Here is a 13,014-nt window from a genome sequence, read left to right as displayed (position 1 = left end):
GCGTCCTGGGCGCGAAGGTCGGCCCGCTCCGGCGCCGAGACCGACCCGATGGCAAGACCTTAGGCGCGTCCCGCAGACCGTTCGGCCATGACCGATCGGCTTCCACCTCTCCACGAGACCAACGCGGCGCGCGGCGCGAAGTTCACCGACTTCGGCGGCTGGCAGATGCCGGTCGAGTTCGACTCGATCCGCGAGGAACACACTGCGGTCCGGGAGTCTGTCGGCGTCTTCGACGTCTCGCACATGGGCGAGATCGAGGTGGCCGGCCCCGACGCGACGGCGCTGATGAACCGCCTGACGACCAACGACGTGACCGCGCTCGATCCGGGCGACTCCCAGTACGCGGCGATTACGGACGACGAGGGCGTCATGCTCGACGACACCGTCGTCTACCGGCTCCCGGACGGGATCGAGGCCGGAACGGGCGCCGACGCGCTCGCCGGCATGGACCGCGACCTCGACGCGGGCGCGGGCGACCCCGCGTACCTCTTCGTCCCGAACGCGGGCCACGACGAGCAGATGACCGACCGGTGGACCGACTACCGCGACGAGGTCGGGCTCGACGCGACCGTCGCGAACGCCACCGACGACTGGGCCATGCTCGCCGTGCAGGGGCCCGACGCGGCCGACGCAGTCGACGACGCGACCCCCGCCGACCGCGTGGTCGGCCTCTCGAAGTTCGAAGCGACGGTCGCCGCCGTTGCGGGCGTTGACAGCTGGGTCGCCCGCACGGGCTACACCGGTGAGGACGGGTTCGAGATCATGTGCCCGGCGAGCGACGCCGAGGCGGTCTGGTCGGCGTTCGTCGGGGAGGACGCGACCGGGCCGACCGCACAGCCCTGCGGGCTCGGCGCCCGCGACACCCTCCGGACGGAGATGGGGTACCTCCTCTCCGGACAGGACTTCGACCCCGACGACGAGCCCCGCACCCCCTACGAGGCGCGGATCGGGTTCGTGGTGAAGCTGGACACCGAGTTCGTGGGGCGCGACGCGCTGGAGCGACAGAAGGAGGAGGGGGTCGACGAGCGGTTCGTCGGCGTCCGCCTCCTGGAGCGCGGCGTCCCCCGCGGCGGCTACGCCGTGACCGACGGCGACCTCACTCGGGTCGGCCACCTCACCTCCGGCACGATGAGCCCGACGCTCGACGAGCCGATCGGCCTCGGCTACCTTCACGAGAGCCACGCCGACGCCGGCGCGGAGGTGAGCGTCGTCGTGCGCGGCGACGAGAAGCGCGCCGAGGTCGTGATTCCGCCGTTCCTGGACCGCTAGCCCTCTTCGGCGACATCCGACCTCCGCTCGCTACTCCCCTGCGAACTCCTCCGCGTACACCCGCTGGATCACCATGTACAGGTGCCAGCCGTCGACGTCGAGCCGGTCCGACAGCGTCCGGACCGCGTCGAGGTAGCGGTCGTACGCCCCCAACGTCATCGGGTCGGGGTAGCCCGAGTCGAGGTCGGTGAGCGTCGCGACCACCCGCCACTCGCGGTCGCCGACGACGAGGAACCGATCGGGATCGAGGAACCACAGCAGCGCGGAGGCGACCGCGACGTCGACGCCGGGGAGGTCGGTGAGCGCATCGAGCGCGCGGTGGTGGGCGGGCATCGGCGAGTCGCCGTCTCTGTCTCCTTCGCCGTCGGAGTCGGCCCCCTCGTCGAGCGCGTCGACCGCGTCCCACATCGCCCCGCGGAGCTCGCGGGAGTCCGCGTCCTCGACCGCCTCCTCGACCGCCCGGCGCTCGTCGTGGTCGATCGCGTCGACGCGCCGCCGGAAGTACCAGCGGACGACCCACTCGACGTCCCGCCTGCCGTAGTCCCCGGTGCGGAACGCCTCCGGGAGCGTCTCGATCGACTCCGCCTCGACCGGGTGGAAGGGGGCGGTCTCGCGGTACGTCTCGACGTGCTCCTCCGCGCGCGCCTCGACGTCGGCGATCGTCGGGTCCATACCGGCCGAACGCCCGGCGCCGACTAAACGGTTCGCCGGGCGAGGGGCCGTCGCGGGGACGCCGACGCCGATCGCGACCGTTCGCGGCGTTGAACCGACCGATACACTCATGCGGCCCGCGACACAAATCGTGACACATGATCGCACGTCATGGTGAGTACCATGTCCGCTGAGGAGGACGAGGCGACGAAGACGATATGCCCGTACTGCGGCGTCGGGTGCGGGATCAAGGTGAATCAGGGCGAGGACCCCGGCGACGTGAACTTCATGCCGTGGGGCGAGGCCCCGGTCAACGAGGGGCGCGTCTGCATCAAGGGCGGCGCGGCGACCCAGGTCGTCGACCACGAGGACCGGCTGACCGAGCCGCTCATCAAGGAGGACGGCGAGTTCCGCGAGGCGACGTGGGAGGAGGCGTACGACCGGATCGTCTCGGAGATGGAGCGCATCCGGGACGACTACGGTCCCGACGCGATGGGATTCTTCGGCTCCTCGAAGACGATGAACGAGGAGAACTACCTCCTCCAGAAGCTCGCGCGCCGGTACGGCACCAACAACGTCGACAACTGCACGCGGATGTGCCACGCCTCGACGGTGTGGGCGCTCCGGACCAGCCTCGGCGCGGGCGCGATGACGAACAGCATGGAGGACTTAGAGGAGGCGGCCGACGTGTTCTGGATCCAGGGGGCGAACCCGGGCGAGCAGCACCCGATCGCCAACAGCCAGTACTTCCGGCAGGCCGTCCTGGAGGGCGCGACCGTCATCCAGGTCGACCCGCACGCCAACAAGACCACCCGGTCGTTCGACATCGGGGAGACCGAGCGGCACATGCACCTCCAGCTGAACCCCGGCGCCGACATCCCCCTGCTCAACGTCGTCCTGAAAACGATCCTTGAGCGCCACGAAGCGGAGCCCGACGCGGGCTGGATCGACGAGGAGTTCATCGAGGAGCGCACCGAGGGGTTCGAGCACCTGAAGGAGACCCTCGCGGACTTCGACAAGGAGGTGGCCGCCGAGGAGGCGGGCGTCCCGCTGGAGGACATCGAGCTCGCCGCGGAGAAGTACGCGATGGCGAACAACGCCGCCATCTTCACCGGGATGGGGATGAGCCAGCACACCTGCGGCGTCGACAACGTGCAGAACGAGATCAACCTCGCGCTGATCACGGGGAACCTCGGTCGGCCCGGCACCGGCGTCAACCCCCTCCGCGGGCAGAACAACGTCCAGGGGACCAGCGACGTCGGCGCGATGCCGAACGTGCTCCCCGGCTACCAGCTCGTCGACGACGACGAGGTCCGCGAATCGGTCGAGGACGTGTGGGGCTTCGAGGTGCCCGAGGAGCCGGGGCTCACCAACGTGGAGATCTCCCACGAGGCCGGCCACTCGGTGAAGGGGCTGTACGTGATGGGGGAGAACCCCGTGATGAGCGAGCCCGACGGCAACGAGGTCGAGGAGCGCCTGAAGGCGCTGGAGTTCATGGTCGCGCAGGACATCTTCATGACGGAGACCGCCGAGTTCGCCGACGTCGTGCTCCCGGCGACGACGTGGGCCGAGCGCGGCGGCACCGTCACCAACACCGACCGCCGCGTCCAGCGGATGCGCGGGGTCGACAAGGTCCACGAGAACACGAAGCACGACCTCGACATCCTGATGGAGGTCGGGAGCCGCCTCTTCAGCGAAGAGGAGTTCCGCTTCGAGGACGTGGAGGCCGTCTTCGAGGAACTCCGGGAGGTGTGCCCGATCTACCACGGGATGACGTACGACGGGCTCGGCGAGGAGGGGCTCCACTGGCCCTGCTACGAGGAGGGCGACGAGGGCGACCAGTTCCTCTACGAGGACTCCTTCGACACGGAGAGCGGCCTCGGCCAGATCGAGGGCGTCCGCCACCAGCCGCCGAAGGAGGTGCCCGACGAGGAGTACCCGCTCATCCTCACCACGGCGCGCTTAGAAGAGCACTACAACACGGGGACGATGAGCCGGCGCTCGCCGACGCTGTCGCGGCAGCACCCGGAGAACTTCGTCGACGTCCACCCGAACGACGCCGCGGAGTACGGGATCGAGGACGGCGACATGGTGACGCTCCGCTCCCGACGCGGCGAGATTGAGGTGAAGGCGCAGGTGACAGAAGACATCAAGGAGGGGGTCGTCTGGACGACGCCGCACTTCGCGGCCGCCTCCGCGAACCGCCTCACCAACGACGTGCTCGACGAGCGCGCGAAGATCCCCGAGTACAAGGCCGCGGCCGCGGACATCGAGGTGACGGTCGGGGACGGCGGCGACCCGGGAGACGAGGCGGAGCCGGCTGACGACTGACGGCGACGACCGCGGACGGCTTTTTTACCGGCCGAGAACACCTCCAAGACTGATACCCGCCGCGACGGAAGCGACAGGTATGGTCCACTCGAACCCGGCGGACGACGCGGGCGACGCACCGGTGTCCGACCTCGCGGTCGCGCGCGCCGCGGAACCCCGGCCGATCGAGGCGGTCGCGGCCGATCTGGGGCTGCGTCCCGACGACATCGAGCCGCGCGGCGATGGGATCGCGAAGCTCACCCTCGACGCGGTGCGCTCGGCGACCGCGGACTCCGGCGCCGCCGACGGGACGACCGTGCTCGTGACCGGGATGACGCCGACGCCGAAGGGCGAGGGGAAGACCGTGACGACGGTGGGGCTCGGCCAGGCGCTCGCGGGGCTGGGAGAGTCCGCGGCGGTCGCGGTTCGGGAACCCTCGCTCGGGCCCGTCTTCGGGGTCAAGGGCGGCGCCGCGGGCGGCGGGTACTCGCAGGTGCTCCCGATGGAGGCGATCAACCTCCACTTCACCGGCGACATCCACGCGCTCACGGCCGCGCACAACCTGATCGCCGCGGCGCTCGACAACCACCTGCACCAGGGGAACGACGCGTCGGTCGACGTGCGCCGCGTCGACTGGCCCCGCGCGCTCGACGTCAACGACCGCGCGCTCCGCGAGACCGTCGTGGGGCTCGGCGGCCCCGCCCGCGGCGTCCCGCGGGAGGACGAGTTCGTCATCACCGCCGCCTCGGAGCTGACGGCCGCCCTCGGCCTCGCGGCGGACCTGCCCGATCTGAAGGCCCGGATCGGCCGGATCGTCCTCGCGGAGGACGCCGACGGCGACCCGGTCACCACCGACGACCTCGGCGTCACCGGTGCCGCGACGGCCCTGTTACGCGACGCGTTCCGCCCGAACCTCGTCCAGACCGTCGAGGGCGTCCCCGCCCTGGTCCACGGCGGCCCCTTCGCCAACATCGCGCACGGGACCAACACGCTCGTGGCCGACAGGGTCGGCGCCTCGCTCGCCGACTATCTGGTCACCGAGGCCGGCTTCGGGGCGGACCTCGGCGCGGAGAAGTTCGCGCACATCGTCGCCCGCGAGGGGATCGTCCCCGACGTCGCGGTCGTCGTCGCGACGGTCCGCGGGGCCAAGCGCCACGGGCTGGAGATGTGGCCGACCGATTTCGACGCGCTGGACGCGACCGACCCCGAGGCGGTCCGGGCGGGCGTCGGCAACGTGCGGCGTCACGTCGAGATCGTCGAGTCGTTCGGGATCCCCGCGGTCGTCGCGGTCAACGTCTTCCCGGACGACGCGGAGTCGGAGCTCGCGGCCCTGGAGTCGACGCTGGCCGACGCGGGGGTCCCGGTCGCGCGCTCGACGGCCCACCGAGACGGCGGCGAGGGGGCGTTCGGCCTCGCGGAGCTGGTCCGCGAGCGAGCCGGAACGGGGACGTTCGCGCCGCTGTACGACCTCGACGCGCCGATCCGGGAGAAGATCGAGACGGTCGCCCGCGAGGTGTACGGCGCCGACGGCGTGGAGTACGTCGACGGCGCCGACGAGGACCTCGACCGGGTCGAGGCGTGGGGGTACGGCGACCTCCCCGTCTGCGTCTCGAAGACGCCGTACTCCCTCTCCGACGACGCCTCGCTGACCGGCGTGCCGGAGGGGTGGACGCTCACCGTCCGCGAGGTGTCTCCGTCGGCCGGCGCCGGCTTCGTCGTCGTCAAGACGGCGGACGTGATGACGATGCCGGGGCTCCCCGCCGAGCCGGCCGCGGAGGGGATCGACGTCGATGACGACGGGAACGTGACCGGGCTGTTCTGAGGCGCCGCCGCGTCCGCCGCCCTCTTCCGTCGCCCGCTCGCGGCCTCAGTCGCCGCCGTCGAGCGCCCGCTTCTCTTTCTCGACGACCTCGACGTCCGAGATGCGGGTGTCGGGGTAGCCGCCGTCCGCGTCCTTCTCGGCGGCCTTCACCATGTCCCAGACGACGTTGAGCCCGGTGGTGACGCCCTCCAACGCCTCCATCTCGCAGCCGGTCTTGCCGGTCGTCTCGACGGCGACGGTCAGCTCGATCCGGTCGTCGCCGACGGCGAACTCGGTGTCGACGTTCGTGATCGGGATCTGGTGGCACATCGGGATCGTCTCCCAGGTGTGTTTGACGGCCTGCACGGCGCCGATCCGGGCGGTCGCGAGCACGTCTCCCTTCCCGACCTCGTCGGCCTCGACGGCCGCGATCGTCGAGGGCGTCAGTCGTATCTCGCCGCGCGCGACCGCGCGACGGCTCGTGTCGGGCTTCGCGCCGACGTCGACCATCCGGACCTCGCCGGACGCGTCGGTGTGGGTCAGCTCGTCCGCGGCGTCACCCGCGGTCACGCCGTCCGCCGATTCCGCCGCCTCGCGCTCGTCACTCATCACGCATCGCCTCGGGAAGCCGGTCGGGTAAGTCCGTCGCCGCGAGGCCGTTTCCGAACGCGGCGGCCGCCGCGTCGCCGGCCCGCCCGTTGACGTACGCCCCGATCGCGGCCGCCCGGAACGGGTCGAGGACGGCCGCCAGGGCGCCGACGGCTCCCGCGAGCACGTCGCCGGTCCCGCCGACGGTCATCCCCGGGTTCCCCGTCCGGTTCAGCCGCACCGCGTCGCCGTCGCTGACGACATCGACCGCGCCCTTTACGAGCAGCGTGTGGCCGAGGTCGGCGGCGAACGCGCGCACGAGCGCCGCGCGCTCGTCCGGGTCGCTCGCGGTCTCGCCGCCCATGCCGACGAGCTCGCCCTGGTGCGGCGTGCAGATCAGCGTCGCGTCGGTGTCGACCTCGGGGACGACCCGGAGCGCGTCGGCGTCGACCACGGCCCGGCCGTCGTACGCGGCGAGGAACTCGCGGACGAACTCGCTCGCGCCGTCGCCGCGCCCCAGCCCCGGCCCGAGCACGACGACGTCGTTGCCGTCGGCGAGCGCCGCGACGCGGTCGACGTGGGCCGGGCCGAGTCGGTCGCCGGGGAGCCCGCGGACGATCAGGTCGGCCGAGTACCCCTGCACCTCTCGCGCGACCGTCTCCGGGCAGGCGACGCGCACGAGGTCGGCGCCGGCCCGGAGCGCGGCCCGCGCGGCCAGCGACGGCGCGCCGGTGTAGGGGCCGCCGCCGACGACGAGCACCTCGCCGTTCTCCCCCTTGTGCGAGTCCGGGTCGCGCCCGAGCGCGAGGAGGTCGCCGGGACCGGTGTATCGCTCGGCGGCCGCCGGGATCCCGATGTCCGCGACCGTCACCGCGGCGTCGAGCGCCCCGAGCCCCGGCTTCTCGTCGTGAAAGGTGACGATCCGGTCGGCCTCGACGCGGAGGCCGGCGTCGTCTCGGCCGTCCGAATCGCCTCCGTCCCCCGTCGGCTCCCCGGTGTCGGCGTCGATCCCGGAGGGGACGTCGACGGCGACGACCGTCGCGTCGCTCTCGTTCGCCAGCCGAGCCGCCGTCCGCTCGGGCTCGCGGAGCGCGCCGGTAACCCCCGTGCCGAGCATCGCGTCGACGACCACGTCCGGGTCGCCGAGCGCCAGGTCGGCCGAGTCGGCGACGACCTCGGTCGGAACCTCGGCCGCGCCGAGCGCCTCCCAGTTCTCCCGCGCGATGTCGGTCCGGATCGACTCCGGGCGGCCGAGCAGGTGGACCGTCACGTCGTACGCGGAGAGGAACCGCGCGGCGACGAACGCGTCGCCCCCGTTGTTCCCGCGCCCGCACAGCAGCGCGACGGCGGCCCCCGGGTCGGCGACCGCGCGCACCTCGCGGGCGACGGCGTTGCCGGAGGACTCCATCAGCTGCTTGCGCGGCACGCCGAGGGCGTCGGCGTTGGCGTCGACCGCGGCCATGCGTTCGGTCGGTATCATGTCTCCGGATCCGCGCCCCGTCGGATTAAGCGTGGGGTCGCGGCGAGGGGGACGGTCGGCGGAGGTCCCCCGACACGTCCCCGGCGACCGGGGCGCGCGCCCGGAATGAAAATGTTGAAGCTTTTCGGAGGGGAATCCGGGAGACAGAACCCGTGCGACCCGCTGCACATCCAGACGCGCCGACGCGGCCCAACCGGCTCCCGTCCGCCGCGGACGCGGCGGTCGGCGGATCGGCTCGTCAGAACGTCGTCCGCACCCCTCCCCAGAGCGGTCTCCGGCGGACGACACGCGACCGACGGACCCTCGTATGAACATCGGATTCTTCACAGACAGCTACTTTCCCGGCATCGACGGCGTCACCTACACGATCCGCGCGTGGCGCGATCGCCTGGAGGACCGGGGCCACGACGTGTACGTCGTCTACCCGGCGAGCAGCCACGAGCCGGACGAGCGAGAGATTCCCGTGCGGTCGCTGCCGAACCCCTTCTACCGCCAGTACCGCGTCCCGCTCTACCGTCGGCTCTCCACGCTCCCCGACCTCGACGTGGTCCACTGCCACGGCCCCGCGTCGACCGGACTGATGGGGCGTCGCTACGCGAAGAAGCGCGGCGTGAAGTCCGTCTACACCCATCACACGCCGGTCGAGGACTACTTCGTGCAGGGGCTCAAGCTGGAGTCGCTCTCCGACGTCGCCGGCCGCCTCTACGTCGCCTACGAGAACCGGTTCCTCCGCTCGTTCGACTGCGTCACCGCGTCGACGTCGCGGATCCGCCGCGACGTGGCCCCGCGAAAGCTCCCGGTCGGCATCGAGATGGACACGTTCCGTCCCGTCGAGGGGTCGCGGTTCGAGCGCGACGAGCCGACCGTCGGCTACAGCGGGCGGATGACCCAGAACAAGAACGTCGACGAGGTTCTCCGACTGGCCGAGCGGATGCCGGAGGTGCGATTCGAGCTCGTCGGCGAGGGACCGGTGCGGGGCGACCTCGAGCGCGACGCCCCGGAGAACGTCCGGTTCCGCGACTTCCTCCCGCGGGAGGACCTGCCGGCGTTCTACTCCGCGCTCGACGCCTTCGTCACCGCCTCGACCTGCGACACCCTCGGCCTCTCGACGCTGGAGGCGAACGCCTGCGGGACGCCGGTCGCCGCGGCCGACGTCTCCCCGTTCGACGAGACGATCGGCGAGGCCAACGGGGCCCGCTTCGCGTACGGCGACCTTGACGACATGGAGCGGGCGGTCAGGGACTGCCTCGGCGGCGACCGCCGGACCCGCGAGGCGGTCGAGGCCTTCGCCGTGACACACACGATCGACGAGCTGGAGTCGATCTACGGGGTGTCGTCGTAGATGGGGGCGGACAACGTCGACGTCTTCCAGCGGCTGGTGTTCAGCGTCCCGCCGCTGAAGGCGCAACTCCCGGCGCTCGTCGCGCTCAGCGGCGTCTACAGCCTCCTCGCGTTCGTCGCCTTCTCGGCCTTCACGCCGCTCTCCCCGGAGCCGTCCAGCGTCCTGCCGGTCGCGGTCCTCCTCTTTCTGCTCCCGTTCCTGTTCGCCGGCGAGCTGTTCCACCGGCTGCTTCCAAACTACCCCCGGTCGTGGAGCTTCTTTCTCGCCTTAGTCAACCAGTTCGTCCTGTTCGTCTACTCGCTGGTGCTCTCCGGCGCCAACGACGTCGGGAACGTGTGGAGTATCGTCTGGCTCCTCTTCATCACGATCTACCTGATCAACATCCTCGCGCTCGTCGTCTCGACGGGGATCGACCGCTACAAGCGGATCCTCCTCGTGTCGCTGGCCGAGCCGGCGGCGCTGATCGCGGCCTTCTACGCGTTCGCGGGCGGGAACCTCGGCTTCTCGACGTACCGGCACGTGTTCGCGTTCGCGTCGCTCCTGATCGCGGCCGCGTTCCTCGTGTCGGTGCTCGCGCTGGTCGACTACCTCATCCGGAGCAACACGGACGTCTCCGCGTTCGCGCTCACGTCGGGGATCCTCCGGAACGACCGCGAGTCGCTGGACCTCGGCGTCGAGGCCGAGCCCGCCGTCCAGACCCTCGCGGTCGACAACGGACGCCGGCTGACGCTCGCCGCCCCGTGGGTCCACCCGGGACCGCTGGGCGGGTTCGGCGGCGGCCAGCTCAGCGGGAACCTCATCGACGCGCTGAACGAGGGCGACGACCGCGGCTTCTTTCTCCACGTCCCCTGCACGCACAAGGAGGACCTCTCGAACCCGACCGACGCCGAGAAGATCCTCGACGCGGTCGGCGACCCCGACGGCGCGGGTCGCGCCTCCCGGCTCGTCCACGGGGACTACGGCGAGATCGAGTTCTACGGGCGCCGGATCGGCGACAGGCAGGTCGTCTACCTCCACGGCGAGGGGATCGACGACTACGACACCGGGGTGTTCATGCGCGACGTCGACGAGTCCGACCTCCTCTTGATCGACCTCCACAAACACGACATCCAGGACGGGCCGACGAAGGAGGTGCAGTACGGCTCCAGCGAGGCAGACCGCCTGAAACGCCACTTCGACGACTTCCGCGAGCGGCTCGCCGAGGAGCCGCTCGGCGAGTACGCGGCCGGGTTCTCGGTCGTGCGCGACGACCGGGACATGATCGCTATCGTCGAGTCCGTCGACGGGCAGGACGTGCTCACGATGGGGATCGACACGAACGGCGTCACCCCGGACATCCGGGAGCTGGCGGCGAGCCACCGCGGCGAGTTCGACGAGGTGCTCGTCTTCTCGACCGACACGCACGCGTCCATCCACGAGCTCGCGAACAAGACCCGGTCGAACGTCGAGGCGTTGGAGGCCGGCATCGAACGCGCGGTCGACGACGTCTCGCCGGCGACGATCGGGCTCGAAAGCCGGAAGACGGAGCCGGTCGAGCTCCTCAAGAACGACTACAACGGGCTCGTGTTCAGCGTCAACATCCTCATCCGACTGACGGTGATCGCCCTGTTGGCGCTGTACGTGCTGCTCGTGTTGTGGCTGTTCTTCTGAGCGGGGGCTCCGGGGGTCGGCGTCGCGGCGATCAGTCGTTCGGAGAGCCGAAACAGTAAGGCGGATCGCCGGCGAACGCGGCCGTGTGACAACAGCCACCACGGGGTCGTCGAGACTGTACGTCGTCCGAAACGAGGTCGACGCCGACTGCGAGTACCACTGCGACGCGCTGGCGGCGGCGTTCCCCGCGGCCGAGGAGGTGGACTTCGTCGCGGGCGAGCGAGTCCCCCTCGACGAGGCGGCCGGCGTCGTCCTGACCGGGAGCACGGCCGCCGTCTACGAGGCCGAGAGCCGCCCGTGGATCGCCGAGCAGGAGGCGCTCGTCCGCGAGCTCGTCGATCGGGAGATCCCGACGCTCGGGGTCTGCTTCGGACATCAGGTGGCCAATTCGGCGCTCGGCGGGACCGTCGAGCGCGTCGGGACGACCGCGGGGCTCGTCGAAGCGACGCTCGCCGACGACCCGCTGTTCGACGGCGTCGATCCGGTCGTCGTCTCGTTACACGGCGACGCCGTGACGGAGCTCGGCGAGGAGATGGAGGTGATCGCGTCGGCCGACCACGCCGCCGTGTTCGGCACTCGCCACCGGACGGCGCCGCTGTGGACGGTGCAGTTCCACCCGGAGATCACCGCGGCGCATCGCGACCGCCTCGACGAGGAGTTCGACTGGGACCCCGGTCGACACTCGTTCGACGACGTCGCCGCCGGGCGGATCTTCGAGAACTTCCGATCGATCGTCCGGGGAGCGACGGCGTGAGGGAAGGCCCGACGCCGCGCGGGAAGCCTCGGCTCCTCGCAGACCGCGCTCACTGTACCGCGTCGATCCCGAGCGCCGAGACGGAGAGCCCGCCGATCAGCGTCGGGAGCCAGTAGACGGCGCCGCGGAACACGAGCACGGCGGCGGTGACGGTCGCCGCGGCGACGCCCGTGGTCGGGACGAGCAGCGCGACGAACGCCGCCTCGATCCCGCCGAGCCCGCCGGGGAGGGGCGTGGCGCCCGCGACGTACGCGAGCGGGACCGCGAACAGCGCGACCTCCGGCGCGATCGGGCTGCCGACGGCGGCGAACGCGACCGCGAGCGCGGCCGACTGTAGCGTCCACCCCGCCAGCGAGAGACCGACAGCGGCCGCGAGCCGGCGCGGGCTCGTTCCCACGCGCTCGATGTCCTCGAAGAAGTTCCGCAGGCGAGCCGCGAGCGCCTCCTCGACCGCGGCGGCGTCGAACCGTTTCAGCCGCCCGAGGATCCCCCCCACAGCGGCCGGGAGGCGGTCGGCGATCGCCCGGCGGTAGCGCCAGCCGAGCGCGATCGCGGTCGCGATCGACGCGATCAGCGCGACGGCGACCGCGACGGCGACCTCCAGCCGCTCGCCGACGGCTGCGGTGGCGGCGTAGGCGCCGACCCCGAGAAAGACTAAGGAGATCGAGGGGACGACGTTGAGCACGTCGACGCTGGCGATGCCGACGAGCCCCGTCTCGTAGCGCGACCCGGACACCTTCGCGATGAGCGCCGCCGTGACCGGCTCGCCGCCGGCCTGTCCGAAGGGAGTGACGTTGTTCGCGAAGACGGCGCCCGCGTACACGAGGAACGACGTCGCGATCGAGAGGTCGACGTCGAGCGAGCCGAGGACCGTCCTGAGCATGAGGCTCCACGCGAGGAGCCAGCAGAGCGCGAGCGCGAACGTCACCGCGACCAGCCCGCGGTCGGCCGCGAACAGCGTGTCGACCACCCGGCCGGCCCCGACGACAGCGAACAGCACCGCGAGGATCGCGACCGCCGCGATCCCGCCGATCACCAGCCCGCGTCGACGCTTGCCGTCCATACGCTGCCTGCGTCGCTGGCGAACTTGAAACGTCTGATCGCGGCCGTCGGTCGCGCGTCGCCTCGGTCCGGCGGTCCGCGGAGGACGTCCCGCGAGCGAGCATCAA

At 71.4% G+C, this 13,014-nt stretch carries 10 protein-coding genes; 6 read left to right on the top strand and 4 right to left on the bottom strand.

Annotated features, from left to right (window positions below; genetic code table 11):
• The first annotated feature begins 87 nt into the window (after positions 1-87).
• Positions 88-1,269, top strand: a complete 1,182-nt coding sequence (gene gcvT / locus FGM06_RS08235; RefSeq protein ID WP_144798719.1) for a glycine cleavage system aminomethyltransferase GcvT — start codon at positions 88-90, stop codon at positions 1,267-1,269.
• A 30-nt stretch (positions 1,270-1,299) separates the two neighbouring features.
• Here gcvT and FGM06_RS08230 read toward each other — a convergent pair whose 3' ends face one another.
• Entirely contained in the window at positions 1,300-1,941 is a 642-nt protein-coding gene (locus tag FGM06_RS08230; protein ID WP_144798717.1) for a hypothetical protein, read from the bottom strand.
• A 162-nt stretch (positions 1,942-2,103) separates the two neighbouring features.
• On the opposite strand from FGM06_RS08230, the gene fdhF reads away from it, so the two are divergent.
• Both fdhF and FGM06_RS08220 read left to right on the top strand, forming a co-directional pair.
• Positions 2,104-4,251, top strand: a complete 2,148-nt coding sequence (gene fdhF / locus FGM06_RS08225) for a formate dehydrogenase subunit alpha (protein ID WP_144798715.1) — start codon at positions 2,104-2,106, stop codon at positions 4,249-4,251.
• 79 nt (positions 4,252-4,330) lie between these two features.
• Positions 4,331-6,052 carry a formate--tetrahydrofolate ligase gene (locus tag FGM06_RS08220; RefSeq protein ID WP_144798713.1) on the top strand — a complete coding sequence of 574 codons (1,722 nt, stop codon included), beginning with the start codon at positions 4,331-4,333 and terminating at the stop codon, positions 6,050-6,052.
• A gap of 45 nt (positions 6,053-6,097) precedes the next feature.
• Here the strand turns inward: FGM06_RS08220 and moaC are convergent, their stop codons facing one another.
• Together moaC and FGM06_RS08210 are read right to left on the bottom strand one after the other, a co-directional pair.
• Positions 6,098-6,640 (bottom strand): cyclic pyranopterin monophosphate synthase MoaC, encoded by a 543-nt coding sequence (moaC, locus tag FGM06_RS08215; RefSeq protein ID WP_144798711.1) that lies wholly within the window; start codon positions 6,638-6,640, stop codon positions 6,098-6,100.
• Positions 6,633-8,099, bottom strand: a complete 1,467-nt coding sequence (locus tag FGM06_RS08210) for an NAD(P)H-hydrate dehydratase (protein ID WP_144798708.1) — start codon at positions 8,097-8,099, stop codon at positions 6,633-6,635. The genes moaC and FGM06_RS08210 overlap by 8 nt, the downstream gene beginning before the upstream one ends.
• Before the next feature lie 307 nt (positions 8,100-8,406).
• Here FGM06_RS08210 and FGM06_RS08205 point away from each other — a divergent pair, with 307 nt between their 5' ends.
• The 3 genes from FGM06_RS08205 to FGM06_RS08195 all read left to right on the top strand — a co-directional run bounded on the left by FGM06_RS08205 (position 8,407) and on the right by FGM06_RS08195 (position 11,845).
• Positions 8,407-9,441: a glycosyltransferase gene (locus FGM06_RS08205; protein ID WP_144798707.1), complete on the top strand. Its 1,035-nt coding sequence runs from the start codon at positions 8,407-8,409 to the stop codon at positions 9,439-9,441.
• Positions 9,442-11,091 carry a DUF2070 family protein gene (locus FGM06_RS08200; RefSeq protein WP_144798705.1) on the top strand — a complete coding sequence of 550 codons (1,650 nt, stop codon included), beginning with the start codon at positions 9,442-9,444 and terminating at the stop codon, positions 11,089-11,091.
• An 85-nt stretch (positions 11,092-11,176) separates the two neighbouring features.
• The gene (locus FGM06_RS08195; protein ID WP_144798703.1) at positions 11,177-11,845 is read left to right on the top strand and encodes a type 1 glutamine amidotransferase; all 669 of its coding nucleotides are present in this window, start codon (positions 11,177-11,179) and stop codon (positions 11,843-11,845) included.
• 49 nt (positions 11,846-11,894) lie between these two features.
• Here FGM06_RS08195 and FGM06_RS08190 read toward each other — a convergent pair whose 3' ends face one another.
• Positions 11,895-12,908, bottom strand: coding sequence for a lysylphosphatidylglycerol synthase transmembrane domain-containing protein (locus tag FGM06_RS08190; RefSeq protein WP_144798701.1), 1,014 nt, complete (start codon positions 12,906-12,908; stop codon positions 11,895-11,897).
• Positions 12,909-13,014: the final 106 nt, after the last annotated feature.

The sequence above is a fragment of the Halorubrum depositum genome (genome assembly GCF_007671725.1).
Taxonomy (GTDB): domain Archaea; phylum Halobacteriota; class Halobacteria; order Halobacteriales; family Haloferacaceae; genus Halorubrum; species Halorubrum depositum.
Note: the sequence above shows the minus strand (reverse complement) of the source record. Positions and strands in the feature narration are given on the sequence as shown.